At 68.5% G+C, this 16,488-nt stretch carries 13 protein-coding genes and 1 riboswitch; of the genes, 5 read left to right on the top strand and 8 right to left on the bottom strand.

Going from position 1 to position 16,488, the window contains the following annotated elements:
- Window positions 1-439: 439 nt before the first annotated feature.
- From gcvP to RIN18_RS02155, 8 genes are all read right to left on the bottom strand, one after another.
- On the bottom strand, window positions 440-3,265 hold the full coding sequence (gcvP, locus tag RIN18_RS02190) for an aminomethyl-transferring glycine dehydrogenase (RefSeq protein ID WP_375163483.1): 2,826 nt from the start codon (window positions 3,263-3,265) through the stop codon (window positions 440-442).
- A 61-nt stretch (window positions 3,266-3,326) separates the two neighbouring features.
- The gene (gene gcvH, locus RIN18_RS02185; protein WP_309102298.1) at window positions 3,327-3,704 is read right to left on the bottom strand and encodes a glycine cleavage system protein GcvH; all 378 of its coding nucleotides are present in this window, start codon (window positions 3,702-3,704) and stop codon (window positions 3,327-3,329) included.
- The gene (locus RIN18_RS02180; protein WP_309102297.1) at window positions 3,701-4,885 is read right to left on the bottom strand and encodes a glycine cleavage system aminomethyltransferase GcvT; all 1,185 of its coding nucleotides are present in this window, start codon (window positions 4,883-4,885) and stop codon (window positions 3,701-3,703) included. The genes gcvH and RIN18_RS02180 overlap by 4 nt, the downstream gene beginning before the upstream one ends.
- A gap of 159 nt (window positions 4,886-5,044) precedes the next feature.
- Window positions 5,045-5,140: riboswitch (glycine riboswitch) on the bottom strand.
- 28 nt (window positions 5,141-5,168) lie between these two features.
- A complete protein-coding gene (locus RIN18_RS02175) occupies window positions 5,169-6,008 on the bottom strand; it encodes an ATP-binding cassette domain-containing protein (RefSeq protein WP_309102296.1) in 840 nt (279 codons plus the stop codon).
- Window positions 6,005-6,862, bottom strand: a complete 858-nt coding sequence (locus tag RIN18_RS02170) for an ABC transporter ATP-binding protein (protein WP_309102295.1) — start codon at window positions 6,860-6,862, stop codon at window positions 6,005-6,007. The genes RIN18_RS02175 and RIN18_RS02170 overlap by 4 nt, the downstream gene beginning before the upstream one ends.
- Window positions 6,859-7,869, bottom strand: coding sequence for an ABC transporter permease (locus RIN18_RS02165; RefSeq protein WP_309102294.1), 1,011 nt, complete (start codon window positions 7,867-7,869; stop codon window positions 6,859-6,861). The genes RIN18_RS02170 and RIN18_RS02165 overlap by 4 nt, the downstream gene beginning before the upstream one ends.
- A complete protein-coding gene (locus RIN18_RS02160; RefSeq protein ID WP_309102293.1) occupies window positions 7,862-8,857 on the bottom strand; it encodes an ABC transporter permease in 996 nt (331 codons plus the stop codon). Before RIN18_RS02160 ends, RIN18_RS02165 begins: the two co-directional genes overlap by 8 nt.
- A 46-nt stretch (window positions 8,858-8,903) precedes the next feature.
- Window positions 8,904-10,598: an ABC transporter substrate-binding protein gene (locus RIN18_RS02155; RefSeq protein WP_309102292.1), complete on the bottom strand. Its 1,695-nt coding sequence runs from the start codon at window positions 10,596-10,598 to the stop codon at window positions 8,904-8,906.
- A 262-nt stretch (window positions 10,599-10,860) separates the two neighbouring features.
- Here RIN18_RS02155 and RIN18_RS02150 point away from each other — a divergent pair, with 262 nt between their 5' ends.
- The 5 genes from RIN18_RS02150 to RIN18_RS02130 are packed head-to-tail and all read left to right on the top strand — an operon-like array spanning window position 10,861 to window position 16,397.
- Window positions 10,861-11,577 carry an NUDIX domain-containing protein gene (locus tag RIN18_RS02150; protein WP_309102291.1) on the top strand — a complete coding sequence of 239 codons (717 nt, stop codon included), beginning with the start codon at window positions 10,861-10,863 and terminating at the stop codon, window positions 11,575-11,577.
- Window positions 11,574-12,902, top strand: a complete 1,329-nt coding sequence (gene nadA / locus RIN18_RS02145) for a quinolinate synthase NadA (protein WP_309102290.1) — start codon at window positions 11,574-11,576, stop codon at window positions 12,900-12,902. Before RIN18_RS02150 ends, nadA begins: the two co-directional genes overlap by 4 nt.
- On the top strand, window positions 12,899-14,389 hold the full coding sequence (gene nadB, locus RIN18_RS02140; RefSeq protein ID WP_309102289.1) for an L-aspartate oxidase: 1,491 nt from the start codon (window positions 12,899-12,901) through the stop codon (window positions 14,387-14,389). Before nadA ends, nadB begins: the two co-directional genes overlap by 4 nt.
- Window positions 14,389-15,243 (top strand): carboxylating nicotinate-nucleotide diphosphorylase, encoded by an 855-nt coding sequence (nadC, locus tag RIN18_RS02135; protein ID WP_309102288.1) that lies wholly within the window; start codon window positions 14,389-14,391, stop codon window positions 15,241-15,243. The genes nadB and nadC overlap by 1 nt, the downstream gene beginning before the upstream one ends.
- A complete protein-coding gene (locus RIN18_RS02130; protein WP_309102287.1) occupies window positions 15,243-16,397 on the top strand; it encodes a cysteine desulfurase family protein in 1,155 nt (384 codons plus the stop codon). The genes nadC and RIN18_RS02130 overlap by 1 nt, the downstream gene beginning before the upstream one ends.
- Window positions 16,398-16,488: the final 91 nt, after the last annotated feature.

The following is a 16,488-nucleotide window of genomic DNA, read 5'->3' as shown; positions in this document are numbered from 1 at the left end:
GGCGAGGGAGGACGGACCGAGAGCGAGGTCCTCCACCCCGCGAAGGACAGCCGAACTCTCCACAGAACCTGGGATCCAGTGGATCCGGATGCCGCTCCCCGGACACACTCGGACGGTGATCGCCGCCTCTCCCATCCCCTGCTTCGCCCGGACACTGGGCAGGTGCGGCGTTCGTCCTCACGTCCGCCGCGGGGCTTCTGGGCGTGTCGATCGGGCGCTCCGCACATCCGGTGCATCTCGTGGATGCCGAAGGAACGGCGCGGGAGCGGAACGGCGTGCGCATCGATCGATCCGCGGCCGACCTCGACCTGCAGGTGCACGACGGCCTGCTGCTCACCTCGCCGCATGTGACCGCCGTCGACCTCGCCCGCACACATCGTGGTGAAAAGCCACGGTCTCGGCGCGCAGGTGCAGTCTCGCGGTCAGGAGGACTCAGGTCTCAGGCGAAGGCTTCGATCGGCGGGCAGGCGCACACCAGGTTGCGGTCGCCGTAGGCCTGGTCGATACGACGCACGGGGGGCCAGTACTTCCCGGCGACGAGCGCCGGCACGGGGTACGCGGCCTCCTCGCGGGTGTAGGCGTGAGTCCACTCCCCCGCAATCAGGGAGACCGCGGTGTGCGGCGCGTTCACGAGCGGGTTGTCGTCGGTCGGCCAGCGACCGGCGGCCACCGCGTCCGCCTCGGCCTTGATCTGGATCATCGCCTCGATGAACCGCTCGATCTCGGCCAGATCCTCGGACTCGGTCGGCTCGACCATGAGGGTTCCCGCGACCGGGAACGACATCGTCGGGGCGTGGAAGCCGTAGTCGATCAGGCGCTTGGCGACATCGTCGACCGTGACCCCGGTCGTCTCCCGGAGCGGACGGAGGTCGAGGATGCACTCGTGCGCGACCCGCCCGTGCTCACCCGTGTACAGCACCGGGTAGTGCTCGCCGAGACGGGCGGCGATGTAGTTGGCCGACAGCACGGCCGCGGCCGTCGCCCGGCGGAGCCCGTCGGCACCCATCATGCGCACGTAGGCCCACGAGATCGGAAGGATGCCGGCCGAGCCGTAGGGCGCGGCGGACACGGCGCCGCCCTCGAAGGTGAATCCGCCGTAGTGCCCGGCGCGCTGGGCCAGAGGATGTGAGGGCAGGAACGGTGCGAGGTGCGCCTTGGCCGCCACCGGCCCGACGCCGGGGCCGCCGCCGCCGTGCGGGATGGCGAACGTCTTGTGCAGGTTGAGATGCGAGACGTCGCCGCCCAGATCGCCGAATCGGGCGTACCCGAGCAGGGCGTTGAGGTTCGCGCCGTCGACGTAGACCTGCCCGCCGGCCTCGTGCACGGCCGCCGTGATCTCGACCACGTCATGCTCGTACACGCCGTGTGTGGAGGGATACGTGATCATCAGCGCCGAGAGTGCGTCGGCGTGGACGGTGATCTTGGCGCGGAGATCGTCGAGATCGACGTTGCCGAGTTCATCGCACGCGACGACGACGACCTTCATGCCGGCGAGGACGGCGGAGGCGGCGTTCGTGCCGTGCGCAGACGATGGGATCAGGCAGACGGTGCGCTGGTCGTCGCCGTTGGCGAGGTGGTAGCCACGGATGGCGAGAAGACCGGCGAGCTCGCCCTGAGATCCGGCGTTCGGCTGCAGCGAGACGGCGTCATATCCGGTGACTTCGGCGAGCCAGCCCTCGAGCTGATCGATGAGGTCGAGGTAGCCCTGCACGTCGGATGCCGGGGCGAACGGGTGGATGCCGGCGAACTCCGGCCACGTGATGGATGCCATCTCGGTGGCGGCATTCAGCTTCATCGTGCACGAGCCGAGGGGGATCATGCCCCGGTCCAGCGCGTAGTCGCGATCGGCGAGGCTCTTCAGGTATCGCATCATCGCCGTCTCGCTGCGGTGCACATGGAACACCGGATGCGTCAGGTAGTCGTCCTGTCGCCGAAGCTGCGCGGGAAGCGCGTTGTACCCGTCACCGAACCCGAACACGCGCTCCTGCTTGCCGCCGAAAACCTTCGCGACCTGGTGCAGCTGAGCGTGGGTGGTCGTCTCATCGACGGAGATGCCGATCGTGTCGGCATCCGCCACGCGCAGCAGGATGCCGTAGCCGTGGTGCGCCTGCGAGGCGTACTCCGCAGCACGACCCGGAACGCGCACCTGGATGGTGTCGAAGAAGGCGTCGTGCACGACGTCGGCGCCGGCCTCGACCAGCCAATCGCGCAGCAGGGCGGCCTTCAGCGCTGTCTCCCGCGCGATCGTGCGCAGCCCGTCCGGGCCGTGATAGACGGCGTACATCGACGCCATCACCGCCAGCAGCACCTGCGCCGTGCAGATGTTGCTCGTCGCCTTCTCGCGGCGGATGTGCTGCTCTCGCGTCTGCAGCGAGAGGCGGTAGGCCGGCTTGCCGTCGGCATCGACCGAGACGCCGACGAGCCGGCCGGGCAGCTGGCGCTCGAGACCCGCGCGCACGGCCATGTATCCGGCATGCGGTCCGCCGAAGCCCATGGGCACGCCGAAGCGCTGCGTGGTGCCGACGGCGACGTCTGCACCGAGCGATCCGGGTGAGGTGATGAGCGTGAGGGCGAGCAGATCGGCTGCGACGACCGCGATGGCCCCCGCGAGGTGTGCGGCGTCGAAGACGGCCGACGCGTCCCATACCCGTCCGGACGCGCCGGGATACTGCACGAACACGCCGAAGAGCTCGGCCGGCATCGTGTGCCCGGCTGCGAAGTCGACGGTCACCAGCTCGATGCCGACGGCCTCGGCGCGAGTCTGCAGGAGCGCCTTCGTCTGCGGCATCGCATCGGCGTCGACGACGAACACGTTCGAGGCGCTCTTCGAGGCGCGGCGGGCGAGCAGCATCCCCTCGACCACGGCTGTGGACTCGTCGAGCATCGACGCGTTCGCGGTCGACAGGCCGGTGAGCTCGGCCACCATCGTCTGGAAGTTGATGAGCGCTTCCAGCCGCCCCTGCGAGATCTCGGGCTGATAGGGGGTGTATGCGGTGTACCAGGACGGGTTCTCGAGCACGTTGCGCTGGATCACCTGCGGGGTGATCGTGCCGTAGTAGCCGAGGCCGATCATCGGCCGGTTCACGGTGTTGCGTGCCGCGAGGGCGCGCAGTTCGGCGAGCGCCTCCGTCTCGCTGGCGGCGACCGGGATGACGGACTCCGTGGAGGCTGCCGTGAAGATCGACGACGGCACCGCCTGGCGCATCAGCGCCTCGACGGGGCTCCAGTCCTCGAGCGCGGACTCGACGCCGAGCGCATCGAGCATGGTGCGCTGCGCTTCGTCCGTCGGTCCGATATGACGATCGGCGAAAGAGACCACTTCTGGATCAGCCCTCCGTCAGCGCGACGTACGCGTCGCGGTCCAGCAGCCCGTCGGTCGCACCGTCGGCGACCGACACCTTGATCAGCCAGCCGCCCTCGAACGGTTCGGCGTTCACCAGCGACGGGTCGTCGACGACGGCGTCGTTGATCTCGACGACGGTGCCGGACACGGGCGCGTAGAGCTCGCCGACCGACTTCGTCGATTCGATCTCGCCGACGACAGCGCCGGAGGTGACCTCGGTGCCGACGGCGGGCAGCTCGACGAACACCACATCGCCGAGCTTCTCGGCGGCGTAGTCGGTGATGCCGATCGTCACGGTGTCGCCGCTGCCGGCGATCCACTCGTGCTCGTCGGTGTAGTGGAGTGCGTTGAGGTCGGTCATTTTGTCCTCCGGTAGAAAGGCAGCGTGGTCACGGTGGCGGGAATCCTCGTGCCCCGCACATCCAGGAATACTTCGGTTCCCGCTTCGGCGGAAGAAGGGTGTACATACGCCATCGCGATGGGATGGCCGAGCGTCGGGCTGAGGGCGCCGCTGGTGATCTCGCCGAGCGTCTCGCCGCTGGCTGATACGACCGCGTATCCCGCGCGTCCGGCGCGCTTGCCGTCGGCGGTGAGACCCACGAGGACAGGGGCGTCGGATGCGGCATCCAGCGCGTCCTTGCCGACGAACATCTCCTTGTCCGCGGCCACGACGCGACCGAGACCGGCCTGCACCGGCTTGGTATCGAGGGTCAGCTCGTGACCGTACAGCGGCATGCCGGCCTCGAGCCGAAGTGTGTCTCGGGCGGCGAGCCCGGCCGGCACGAGTGCGTGCGGCTCACCGGCGGCGAGCAGCGCGTCCCACAGGGCCGGCGCGTCGCCCGCATGCACGAGGAGCTCGAAACCGTCTTCCCCGGTGTACCCCGTCCGGGCGATGAGCAGCGGCTGTCCGAGGAAGTAGGCCTCGGCCCAGGCGTAATACTTCTGCTCGGCCCACGGGGTGCCGAGCTCGGTGATGCCCTCGGTCGCGGACACGACGGCTTCGGCCGCCGGCCCCTGGACTGCGAGCAGCGCGTAGGTGTCGGAGACGTCCTCGACGTCGACTCCCCGGTCGCCGAGGAACCCGGCGAAGCTGCGCTCCTCGCCCTCGGCCCGCTGCGGGAGTTCCCGCTCGATTCGCGAAGGGAACGCCCTGACCCGAGACGCGAAGGCCGAGTCGACCGCTCCGCGGTTTCCGGCGTTCGCGATCACCAGGTACCGGTCCTCCGCCAGCCGGTAGGCGATGACGTCGTCGATGATGCCGCCGTGTTCGGCGAGCATGAGCGAGTACTTCGCCTTGCCCACCGGCATCGCCGAGATCCGGCCCGCCAGCGAGAAGTCGAGGAACTCGCCGGCGTACTCCCCGGTGACGAGGAACTCGGCCATGTGCGAGATGTCGAAGAGGCCGGCGGACTGCCGCACCGCGTGGTGCTCGGCGAGGTCGGATGTGTAGCGCACCGGCATCTGCCAGCCGCCGAAGTCGGTGAAGGACGCGCCCAGCGCCTCATGGCGCTCGCGGAGCGGGGTGTAGCGGGGGTCTGACACGGAGTTCTCCCGGGCTGGAACGGGCGGAACGGCGTCGACGTCGTTCCTCGGAACTCCCCCTCTGTCATGGGCCTGAGAGTTTCGCCCGTGCATGGCGGGGCTTTCACCGTCGGCGGATCTCGGCGAACCGCTTCGCTCGACATCGCTTTTCAGAGTGGCCGGAATCGCGCGGTACGCGTTACCTGAGAGATTGGCGGGGAGGCTTGCTCCTTCGGTGCCCGGCTGTCTTCACCGGAGCTCTCCCGCGAGATTCATTCGGCCTGTCTTCAGTTATGGCAACACTCTATCGTCCGACGGCGAGCTCCGCGCGCACCTCATCGCGCAGCCGGCCCAGGTTCTCCGGCTCCGGGGCAGCCCCGAGCAGGGTCTTGGTGTATTCGTGCTGCGGGTTGAGGATGACCTCGTCGGCGGGACCTCGCTCGACGATGTCACCGCGGTACATCACGAGGATCTCGTCGCTGAAGTGCCGCGCGGTGGCGAGGTCGTGCGTGATGTACAGCACGCCGAGCTGCTCCTCGCGCTGAAGGTCGGCGAGCAGGTTCAGTACGCCGAGCCGGATGGACACATCGAGCATCGACACCGGCTCGTCCGCCACGATGAACCGGGCGCCCGGGGCCAGCGCACGGGCGATGGCGACGCGTTGCCGCTGACCGCCTGACAGCTCGTGCGGACGCCGCTCGGCATAGCTCTCCGCCGGCGACAGCCGCACCCGATCGAGGAGTTCGAGCGCGCGCTCGCGCACCTGCTCCGCCGACCAGTCGCGGTGATGGATCCGCAGCGGTCGCTCGAGGTGGTGGATGATCGTGTGGAACGGGTTCAGCGACGCGAACGGATCCTGGAACACCATCTGCACATCTGAGCGGTAGCGCGCGAGGGCGCGTCCGCGGGACCCGCTCGGGGAACCGTCGAGCAGGATGTCACCCGACGTCGGCGTCTCGAGCTTCATCAGCATCCGGGCGATGGTGGATTTCCCGCTGCCGGATTCGCCGACGAGCGCGACGGTCTTGCCCGGTTCCAGCGTGAACGAGACGTCCTTCACCGCGTGGAGGATCGTCGTCTTGAAACCGGACCGCAACCGGAAGTCCTTGACGAGGTTGCGCGCCTCGAGGGTGTTCTCGCTCATCGGACTGCCTCCGCCTTCGCACCGCTGCGTACGAAGCCGCCGCGTTCGCCTCGCAGACTGGGAAAGCTCGACAGCAGCGTCTTCGTGTACTCGTGTTGCGGGGTGCGGTAGATCTCCTCCGCGGTGCCCTGTTCGACGATCTCGCCCTGCAGCATCACGGCGATCCGGTCGCTGATCTCGATGAGCATCGGAAGGTCATGAGTGATGAAGATCACCGCGAAACCGAGGCGTTCGCGCAGGCGCATGATCTCGCGGATGATCCCCCGCTGCACCACCACGTCGAGCGCTGTGGTGGGCTCATCCATGATCATCACCTGCGGGTCGAGCGCGAGTGCCATCGCGATCATCACCCGCTGGCGCATACCGCCGGAGAGCTCGTGCGGGAAGCTCGTGAGCCGCCTGGGGTCGACCCCGACGAGGCGCAGGAGCTCCTCCGCTCGTTCCGTCTTGTCGTGCTTGGACATACCGGGCCGGTGGGTGTCGAAGATGTCGAAGATCTGTGCTCTGACACTGATCACCGGGTTCAGGGAGTTCATCGCCCCCTGGAAGACCATGGAGATCTTGTCCCAGCGGAACGCGCGCAGCTGATCGTCCTTGAGGCCCGTGACGTCGATGTCGGTGCCGGAGCGATCGTGGAACGTGATCTCGCCGCCCGTCATCAGAGCGGGCGCCTTCAGCAGGCGGTTGAGTCCGTACGCGAGGGTCGTCTTGCCGCACCCCGACTCACCGGCCAGGCCCAGGATCTCACCACGGTGCAGGGTGAGCGAGACGTTGCGGACGGCCTTCACCGGCTCGTCCACCTCGTACTCGATGGAGACGTCTCGTGCTGTGAGTACTGCTTCGGGGGCGGTCACGCGGTGATTCCCTTCGTCTTCGCTGCCTTGCGCACCCGGCGCGCGGCCTCGGGGGCGTTGCGCAGCTTCGGGTTGATGATCTCGTCGATGGCGAAGTTGATGAGTGACAGACCGCATCCGAGGAGGGCGATCATGATGCCCGGCGGGATGAACCACCACCAGGCGCCCGTGCCCAGTGCCTGGCCGGATTGCGCGTCGTTGAGGATCGTGCCCCAGGTGATGGAGTCCGTGGCGCCGAGGCCGAGATACGACAGGCCGGCCTCGCCGAGGATGGCGAAGATGATCGCGAAGAGGAACTGCGCGGCCAGCAGCGGCAGGAGGTTCGGCATGATCTCGACGAGGATGACCCGCAGGGAGCGCTCCCCCGCCACCTTCGCCGCATAGACGTAGTCGCGGCTGCGAAGCGACCGCGCCTGGGTGCGCAGCACCACGGCGGAGCCCGCCCACGACGTGATTCCGAGCACGAAGGCGACGAGCAGCCAGCTGCGCGATGAGAAGTAGGTGGCGATCACCATCACGAGCGGAAGCCCCGGGATGACCAGCATGATGTTCGTGACGAGCGAGAGCACCTCGTCCTTCCAGCCACCCAGGTACCCCGCGAGGATGCCGAAGAAGATCGACAGCACGACGGCGATACCGCCGGCCACGAGGCCGATGAGGAGCGAACCCTGCGTGCCGTGCGCAAGCTGGGCGAGCACGTCGTAGCCGAGCTTGGTCGTGCCGAGGAGGTGATCGGCGCTCGGCGGCTGCAGCGCCGGGTTGCCGGAGTTGCGCGGGTTCTGCGTGAGCAGCGGGGCGAGGATGCCGAAGGCGATGATGCCGACGACGAGGACGATGCCGACGACGAGCTTGACCGACATGCTCGGCAGCATGGCGCGGAATCCGCCCCGGCGACGCTTCGGAGTGACGAGCGCCGCCGTGTCGGGGGCCGTCGGAACGCCCGTCGACGAGAGCTCCGCGGCGGTGTCCAGCGGGGATTCCGGGTGCGTGGTGGCGGTTTCAGACATTGTGACGAGCCCTCGGATCGATGAAGCCGTAGACGAGATCCATGACGAAGTTCGCCGCCAGGACAGCGATGGTGATCACCAGGAACACTCCCTGCATGAGCGCGTAGTCGCTGTTCTGCACGGCCTGGAACATCAGCTTGCCGATGCCGGGGTACGTGAACACCTGCTCCATGACGATCGAGCCTGCCACGACGAAGCCGAGCGTGATGGCGAACCCGGCGATCGACGGGATGGCGGCATTGCGGGCCGCATAGGTGGTGAGGATGCGACGAGGGCGCAGGCCCTTCGCCTCGGCGGTGGTGACGTAGTCCTCCGCCATCGTGGACACCATCATGTTGCGCATGCCGAAGAGCCAGCCTCCGACGGAGCTCAGCACGATGGTCAACGCCGGAAGGATGGCGTGGCCCACGGCATCCGAGATGAACGCCCAGCTCCACTCCGGGCCGTTCGGGAAGTCGAAGACGCTGTACCCGCCGAAGATCGGGAACACGCCGAGCCCGACGGCGAACACGGACACGAGCACCAGCGCGAGCCAGAAGTAGGGAATGGACTGCAGGATGGTCGTCGCCGGGATCAGGTGATCGACCCACGTGCCCCTTTTCCACCCGACCCACGCGCCGAGGCCGATCCCGAGGATGAACGAGATCACCGTCGCCACGCCGACCAGGACGATGGTCCATGGCAGCGCGCCGGCGATCAGCTCGGACACCGGGGCCGGGAACTTCGTCACGGACACTCCCAGGTCTCCCTGGAACATCCGTCCCCAGTAGCCGAGGTACTGCTCCCACATCGATGAGTCGTCCGAGCCCAGCAGCAGCTTGATGTTGCGGATCGTGGTCTCGGAGACCTCGCCGCCGGCACGCTGGATCTTGGCGATCATGATGTCGGCCGGGTCCCCCGGCATCAGCCGGGGAAGCAGGAAGTTGAGGGAGATCGTGGCCCACAGCGTGAACGCGTAGAACCCGATCCTTCTGGCATAGAACTTCATGTGCTCAACTTCCTGCTTCCCTGCATGAACCGAGGTCAGTCGACTGTCAGCCGACCGGCTTCAGGTGCTGGAGGACGTAACCGGCAGCGATCGATCCCCAGGACGGCGGGAACGCGTACAGGTCTTCCTCCGTGGGCCAACCCGTGAAGTCCTTCGCGTTGTAGAAGGTCTGCGTCGCGTTGATCACCAGCGGGATGTAGGGCAGGTCGCGAACGATCTCGCTCTGGATGGTGGCGTAGAGCTCCATCTTGGTTGCTTCGTCGTTCGTGCTGGTCGCAGCCGTGATGGCCTCGTCCACGACCGGGTTGTTGTAGCGGCTGAAGTTCCAGCGTCCCGTCGGCACCTCGGCGCCCACGGGCCCGGTCGAGCCGACGGCCGTTCCGCCCACCCAGTCGCGGTAGATCTGGTACGGGTCGGCCACCGAAGTGCCGATCATGCCGCCGACGATCAGCTGGAACTGACCGGTCTGACGGGAGTCGGAGAACTCCTGCCACTGCACGGTGGACGGCGTGATCTTGATGCCCGCCTCGGCCGCCTGCTCGGCGATCAGCTTCGCGGCGTCGTTGTAGTCCGTCCAGCCGTCGACCGAGGTCAGCGTCATCTCGACCGGAACGCCGTCCTTGGCATAGAAGCCGTCCGAACCCTTCACGTAGCCCGCGGCCTCGAGGATCGACCCTGCCGAGGCGGTGTCCGCCTCCTGCGGGCTGACCTCGTTGGCGCTGTCGGCGACCCACTTCTCATCGCGCGGCAGCAGCGCATAGGTCGGAGAGATGTCACCGGTGAGGCCCACGAAGGCCTTCTCCTTGATGGTGGCGCGATCGATGGCGACGTTCAGCGCCTGCCGGACGGCGACGTCGGTCTGCGGGCCGACACAGCCGAGCTCCGCGTTCGAGCAGGTGTACAGGACAGTCGGGTCCTGCGGGGTGTTGATCCACTCGATCTTGCCGTTGCCGGTGACCGACTCCGGATTCGGGATGAACATGCCGGTCCAGTCGAGTTCGCCGGCGGCGAGCAGGTCCTGCGCGGTCTGGTTGTTGTCGACCGCGATGTACTGCACCTTCTTGATCGCAGGCACGTCCGCATCGCGGAACTCCTCGTTCGCGACGAGGATGTACGACTCGCTGGTGACGCTGTCGACGACGTACGGTCCGGACCCGACGGGCTCCTCGTTCGCGAAGCTCGCGAAATCGTCGACCTCGCTCCAGATGTGCTGCGGCAGGATCCAGGTGCCGCCGAGGCGCTGGAACTCGGTGGTGTACTGGGCCGAGTCGTAGGTCAGCACGACGGTGGTCTCATCGGTGGCTTCCGCCGAGACCAGGCCGTTGCCCTCGGGGTTGTTGCCCTCGAAGTTGAACGTGAACGCGACGTCTTCGGCGGTCAGCGGCTCACCGTCGCTCCACTTGAGGCCTTCTTTGATCTTGACGGTGATGACGGTGCCGTCTTCGTTGTACTCGTAGGAGTCGCCGATCATGCCGGTGGGCTCTTCGTCTGCGGTCTTGTTGAAGAAGAAGAGCGGCTCGTAGATCGGGCCGAGGGCGCCGTGGAGGACGGTCGGAGCGAAGGGGTTGAAGTTCGCGGTGATCGGCGTCTGACTGCCGGCCCAGACGCGAAGAGGGCGGTCGGAGTCGCCGCCTCCCTCGTCTCCGCCGCCGCCGGTGCCACAGGCGGTGAGGCCCAGGGCGAGGACGGATGCCCCCGCCACAGCGGTGAGCGCGATCTTGCGCTTGCCGTTACGGATCATTGTCTTGTTTCCTCTCGGTGCTGCACTGCAGGAGGGATGCTCCACCATGGAGCCAACCCCGGGTTGAGGTCGGACAGACCGTCCGGATGCGCGGAATCGCCCCGGATAGGTTTGTTAGGACAGTAACCTAACAAACCCTGCGATCCCGGACAAGCCCTCCGCGCGCACAGAGATAACGTTTCGGACTCGACGTCGGAAAGCGACATCGAGATGCACTTCGGGTCTTCATGACACTAAGATCGTCTCGGAGGTTAAGGTACTTATGACTCGAAGCTCGGGCATCCGCGTCGCCGTCTCGACGGTGATCCTGACGCTGCGCCGTCCGCCGGACGGCGAGCCCGTGCTGGCGCTGCCTCTCGTCCTTCGCACCAGAGAGCCGTTCGCCGATCAGTGGGCGCTCCCCGGCGGGTGGCTCACCGAATCCGAGTCCCCGGTGGACGCGGCCGCGCGCACCCTCGCCGAGACCACCGGTCTCGCGCCCAGCTACCTCGAGCAGCTCTACGCCTTCGGGGCCGTCAACCGCTCCCCCACGCGCGTGGTGTCGATCGTGTACTGGGCTCTGTTGCGATCCGATGACGTCGACGCGCAGAGCGCGGCACACCTCGCCTCGGGGCGCGCCCCCGAGAACGTGCGCTGGTTCGACGTCGACGCGCTTCCCGCCCTCGCCTTCGACCACAACCAGATCGTGGAATACGCGCTGTGGCGTCTGCGCAACAAGGCCGGCTACAGCCGCGTGGCGCACGGCTTCCTGCCCTCCGAGTTCACGCTCGCCGACCTGCGCGAGGCGTACGAAGCCATCCTCGGACGCCACCTGGATCCCGCGAACTTCCGCCGTCAGGTGGAAGCCGCGGGAAACCTCCTGCCCACCGACCGTTTCCGCACCGGCAGTCACCGTCCCGCCCGCCTCTACCGCTACAACACCGACGTCGAGCTCGCCGATCGCGGCCCGCTCGGCTCCGAAGAAACGAGCATCAGATGAGCATCACCGTCGTCCCGGCGCCGACCTTCTCCGATCCGTCCGTCGATCACGCGATCCAGGCCATCGTCAGCGGGGCGTCGACCGACGCGACCTGCAGCACGGACCTCGCCGCAGGTCCCTGGGACTTCGACTCCCGTCCCGGCTACGGCCCCGGATCGTCGATGGGCGATGTGATCCCGACCGGCGCCCCGCGCCAGGGCGAGCTGCCGATCGAGTACCGCGATGCCACCGAGGACGAGCTCGATGCGCGGATCCGCGCGGCGAAGGAGGCCCTCGGCGATCGCGTCGTCATCCTCGGCCACTTCTATCAGCGCGAGGAGGTCGTCCGTCACGCCGACTATGTCGGCGACTCGTTCCAGCTCGCCACGGCGGCGAAGGGCAGGCCCGATGCCGAAGCGATCGTCTTCTGCGGCGTGCACTTCATGGCGGAGACCGCCGACCTCCTCTCGCGTCCCGATCAGGCCGTGATCCTGCCGAACCTGGCGGCCGGCTGCTCGATGGCCGACATGGCCGACATCGACCAGGTCGAGGACTGCTGGGAGCAGCTCGAAGATGTGCTCGGTGCGCTGGATCAGGTCGACGCCGACGGCCGGGTGCCCGTGATCCCGGTGACGTACATGAACTCATCCGCAGCCATCAAGGGCTTCGTCGGCCGTCACGGCGGAATCGTGTGCACCTCGTCGAACGCGCAGACGGTGCTCGAGTGGGCATTCGAGCGGGGGCGGCGGGTCCTGTTCTTCCCCGACCAGCACCTCGGTCGAAACACCGCCAAGGCGATGGGAGTGCCGCTCGAGCAGATGCCGATGTGGAATCCGCGCAGGGCGCTCGGTGGCTCGACCGCCGAAGAGATCGCCGATTCGCGCGTGATCCTCTGGCACGGATTCTGCTCGGTGCATCGCCGTTTCACCGTGGCGCAGATCGATCAGGCGCGGGCGCAGAATCCGGCGGTGCGCGTGATCATGCATCCCGAGTGCCCGATGGAGGTCGTGGATGCCGCCGACGAAGCCGGCTCGACCGAGTACATCCGCCGGGCGATCGATGCCGCCACGCAACCCACGTCCTTCGCGATCGGAACCGAGATCAACCTCGTGCGGCGGCTCGCGGCCCAGTACCCGCAGCACGACATCTCGTGCCTGGACCCTGTGGTCTGCCCCTGTTCGACGATGTACCGCATCCATCCCGGGTATCTCGCCTGGGTGCTGGAGGAACTGGTCGCTGGGCGCGGCCCCAACCGCATCACCGTGGCGGATGACGTGGCGGAGCCGGCACGGCTGGCGCTGGAGCGGATGCTGGCGGCGAAGCCGCCCGTGTCGGGCGCCCGATGAATGTCATCGTCGTCGGTACCGGCATCGCCGGTCTGACCGCCGCACTGCGCGCGGACGAGGCCGGACATGACGTGATGATCGTCACCAAGGGCCTCCTGGGCGGCGGCTGCACGCCGTTGGCGCAGGGGGGCATCGCCGGCGTCTACGGTGAGGGTGACTCGCCCGCATCGCATGCGGAGGACACCATCATCGCGGGCGCCGGGCTCAGCGACCCGGCCGCTGTCGAGGTGCTGGTCCGCGAGGGAGGCGCACGCATCGCCGAACTCGTCGCGCGCGGTGTCGTCTTCGATCGGGGGCCCGACGGCCGGCTGCTGCTCGGGCGAGAGGCCGCGCACAGCCATGCGCGGGTCGTGCACGCGGGTGGCGATGCGACCGGCGCCGCCGTCTCCGATGCGCTCGTCGCCGCTGTCCGGGCTTCGGCCATCCAGGTGCGGGAGCACGCATTCCTTCTCGATCTGATCGTTCTCGACGGCGCCGTGCGCGGCATCCGGCTCCTCGAAGGCACAGCCGCGGTCGACCTGAGCGCCGACGCCGTCATCCTCGCCACCGGCGGCGCCGGCCGGCTCTACGCCCACACCACCAATCCCGAGGGGGCGACCGGCGACGGCATCGCCGCAGCGCTCCGGGCCGGCGCCGACGTCGCCGACCTCGAGTTCGTGCAATTCCATCCGACGGTCCTCGCCGAGGGGCCCGGCTTCCTCATCTCGGAGGCCGTGCGCGGTGAAGGTGCGACTCTCCTCGACGACGACGACCGCCGGTTCGCGTTCGACGCCCATCCCGACGGAGAACTCGCCCCGCGAGATGTCGTCTCTCGGGCGATCGCCCGTCGGACCGCAGCACAGGGCGGGCCGGTGCGGCTCGACGCCACCGCCCTCGGCGCATCGACGCTCGCCCGTCGCTTTCCCACGATCGATCGGGTCACGCGCGAACGCGGTTTCGACTGGGCGCGGCAGCCCATCCCAGTCACGCCCGCCGCGCACTACCTGATGGGCGGGATCGTCACCGACCTCGATGGCCGCACGACACTGCCCGGCCTCTTCGCCGTCGGCGAAGCCGCCCGCTCCGGCGTGCACGGGGCGAACCGTCTCGCGTCGAACTCCCTACTCGAAGGTGCCGTGTTCGGAGCCCGCGCCGCGGTGGCGCTGGGAGTGGCGTCCGGCGCTGATCCCGCCCTCGGCCTTCCTCCCCGCCAGCGGAAGCGGCCACTCCGGCGAGACGAGTCACCCCGCCCGGCCCGGGACTTCAGCCGCGCCGCACTCCAGATGCTGATGTGGGACGAGGTCGGGCTCCTTCGCACCGACGACGGCCTGACCCGCGCCCTCGACCTGATTCAAAGCTGGCGCACCGATCTCCCGGCGCCTCGCTCGGTCGCCCAGCACGAGGACGCGAATCTGCTGCTGCTCGCCGAGGCGGCCGCATCCGCCGCACTCGCCCGCACCGAGTCCGTCGGTGCGCACTTCCGCGAACCCGCCCTGATCGGAGTCTGATGCTCACCCCCGCCATCCTCAACCGCGTCGTGGGCGCCGCTCTCGAGGAGGACGCCCCCTGGGGCGACCTGACCAGCACCGCTGTCATCCCCGCCGACGCCACAGCCACTGCCGACCTCGTCGCCCGCGAATCCGGGGTGTTCAGCGGCGGCGACGTGTTCGCCGCCGCCTTCGGGCTCATCGATCCGGGCGTCACCGTCGACGTGCACGTGGGCGATGGTGACGCGTTCACCGACGGCGACGTCCTCGCGTCAGTGACGGGCTCCGCACGCAGCATCCTCACCGCGGAGCGCGTCGCACTCAATTTCACCCAGCGCATGTCGGGGATCGCCTCGCTCACCGCCGCCTACGTCCGTGCGGTGGAGGGAACGGGGACGCGCATCGTCGACACCCGCAAGACGACTCCGGGGCTGCGCGCCTTCGAGCGCCACGCCGTGCTCAGCGGCGGCGGCAGCAACCACCGGAACTCGCTGTCGGATGCCGTGATGGTCAAGGACAACCATCTCGCCGTCCTGCAGCAGCACGGTGCCGACCTCGCGACTGCTCTCTGCGAGTCGCTCTCGCGGCTTCCCCACACCACGCACGTCGTCGTCGAGGTGGACCGGCTCGATCAGATTGCGGCGGTCCTCGCCGGCGGCGCGCACACCGTGCTGCTCGACAACTTCTCTCTCGAGGATCTCCGTGCGGGCGTCGCGCTGATCGCCGGCCGAGCGACCGTCGAAGCCTCGGGAGGCGTCGATCTCAACACGGTCTCGGCGATCGCCGAGACCGGTGTCGACGTCATCTCCGTCGGTGCCCTGACGCACTCGGCACGGGCGCTCGATCTGGGTCTGGACATACGGATCGCCGCCTGATGACCGGTGCCGCCCCGCTGTATCTCGACCACGCCGCCACCTCACCGGCGCGCCCGGAGGTGCGAGAGGCCATGGAGCCGTACCTCGCGGGAGTGTACGGCAATCCCTCCAGTCATCACACGGTCGGCGAGGCGGCGGCGAGCGCGCTGGAAGAGTCGCGGGCGCGGGTGGCGCGGGTGCTGGGGATGCGGGCCGGAGACATCGTCTTCACCGCCGGCGGCACCGAGGCCAACAACCTCGCCATCAAAGGCATCGTGCTGGCGGGACTCGAGCGCGGACGGCGGCATGTGGTCACCAGCCCGATCGAACACGAGTCGGTGCTCGAGTCAGCGGAATACCTGCGCCGATTCCACGGCGTCAGGGTGACGCATCTCGCGGTGGACTCCGCAGGGCGGGTGGATGCCGCCACGCTTCGAGCCGCCATCGCGGACGACACCGCTCTGGTGACGCTCGGCCACGCCAACAACGAGATCGGGACGGTGCAGGACGCCGCGAGCCTGGCGGCCGTCGCGCACGATGCCGGAGTGCCCCTCCATCTCGACGCCGTCCAATCCGCGGGCTGGCTCTCACTCGCCGGGCTCGGCGCCGACGCGATCTCCATCGCCGGCCACAAGCTCGGCGCACCGAAGGGCATCGGCGCCCTCGCCGTCCGCGGCCGGGTGCCGTTGGAGCCCCTTCTGCACGGCGGCGGCCAAGAGCGCGGCCGACGCTCCGGCACCGAGAACGTCGCGGGGGCGGTCGGGCTGGCCACTGCGCTGGAGCTGGCGGAGAGCGAGCGCGACAGCGTCGCCGCACGCGTCGGCGCCGCCTGCTCTCGGTTCATCGCCGGCGTGCTGTGGGCGATTCCGCAAACCGCCCTGACCGGCGAGCCGGTGAACCGTCTGCCGGCGACGGCGAGCTTCACGTTCGCCGGGACGAGCGGTGAGGCCGTACTGCTGGAACTCGAGCGTCGCGGGGTCATCTCATCCAGCGGCTCCGCGTGCGCCGCCGGTAGCGATGAGCCGTCGCACGTGCTGCTCGCCTGCGGCATCCCTGCCGAGGTCGCGCAGACCTCGGTGCGGTTCACGTTCGGTCGGGACCCGCTGCCGGATGACGCTCCCGAGCGGCTCGCGGCGCTGGTCGCCGACGCCGTGCGGGCGGTCTCCCGTCCATGACTCAGGAGAAGGGACCGTCGGCCGACAACCGGTGCCCGTCTTTGCGCGAACGGTTCCGCCCTCCGGCACGGTTGTTCCTGAATCATGAACG

Source organism: Microbacterium sp. (genome assembly GCF_031179285.1).
Classification (GTDB): domain Bacteria; phylum Actinomycetota; class Actinomycetes; order Actinomycetales; family Microbacteriaceae; genus Microbacterium.
The sequence above is the reverse complement of the archived record's forward strand: the minus strand, read 5'-3'. Positions and strand labels throughout refer to the sequence as shown.

What these genes read in the sequence shown, in the direction of transcription:
- RIN18_RS02160 (WP_309102293.1), bottom strand. Translation starts at nt 8,857, where the DNA reads ATGAAGTTCTATGCCAGAAGGATCGGGTTCTACGCGTTCACGCTGTGG.
- RIN18_RS02130 (WP_309102287.1), top strand. Translation starts at nt 15,243, where the DNA reads ATGACCGGTGCCGCCCCGCTGTATCTCGACCACGCCGCCACCTCACCG.
- RIN18_RS02150 (WP_309102291.1), top strand. Translation starts at nt 10,861, where the DNA reads ATGACTCGAAGCTCGGGCATCCGCGTCGCCGTCTCGACGGTGATCCTG.
- gcvH (WP_309102298.1), bottom strand. Translation starts at nt 3,704, where the DNA reads ATGACCGACCTCAACGCACTCCACTACACCGACGAGCACGAGTGGATC.
- nadA (WP_309102290.1), top strand. Translation starts at nt 11,574, where the DNA reads ATGAGCATCACCGTCGTCCCGGCGCCGACCTTCTCCGATCCGTCCGTC.
- gcvP (WP_375163483.1), bottom strand. Translation starts at nt 3,265, where the DNA reads ATGCTCGATGCGCTCGGCGTCGAGTCCGCGCTCGAGGACTGGAGCCCC.
- RIN18_RS02175 (WP_309102296.1), bottom strand. Translation starts at nt 6,008, where the DNA reads ATGAGCGAGAACACCCTCGAGGCGCGCAACCTCGTCAAGGACTTCCGG.
- nadB (WP_309102289.1), top strand. Translation starts at nt 12,899, where the DNA reads ATGAATGTCATCGTCGTCGGTACCGGCATCGCCGGTCTGACCGCCGCA.
- nadC (WP_309102288.1), top strand. Translation starts at nt 14,389, where the DNA reads ATGCTCACCCCCGCCATCCTCAACCGCGTCGTGGGCGCCGCTCTCGAG.
- RIN18_RS02165 (WP_309102294.1), bottom strand. Translation starts at nt 7,869, where the DNA reads ATGTCTGAAACCGCCACCACGCACCCGGAATCCCCGCTGGACACCGCC.
- RIN18_RS02155 (WP_309102292.1), bottom strand. Translation starts at nt 10,598, where the DNA reads ATGATCCGTAACGGCAAGCGCAAGATCGCGCTCACCGCTGTGGCGGGG.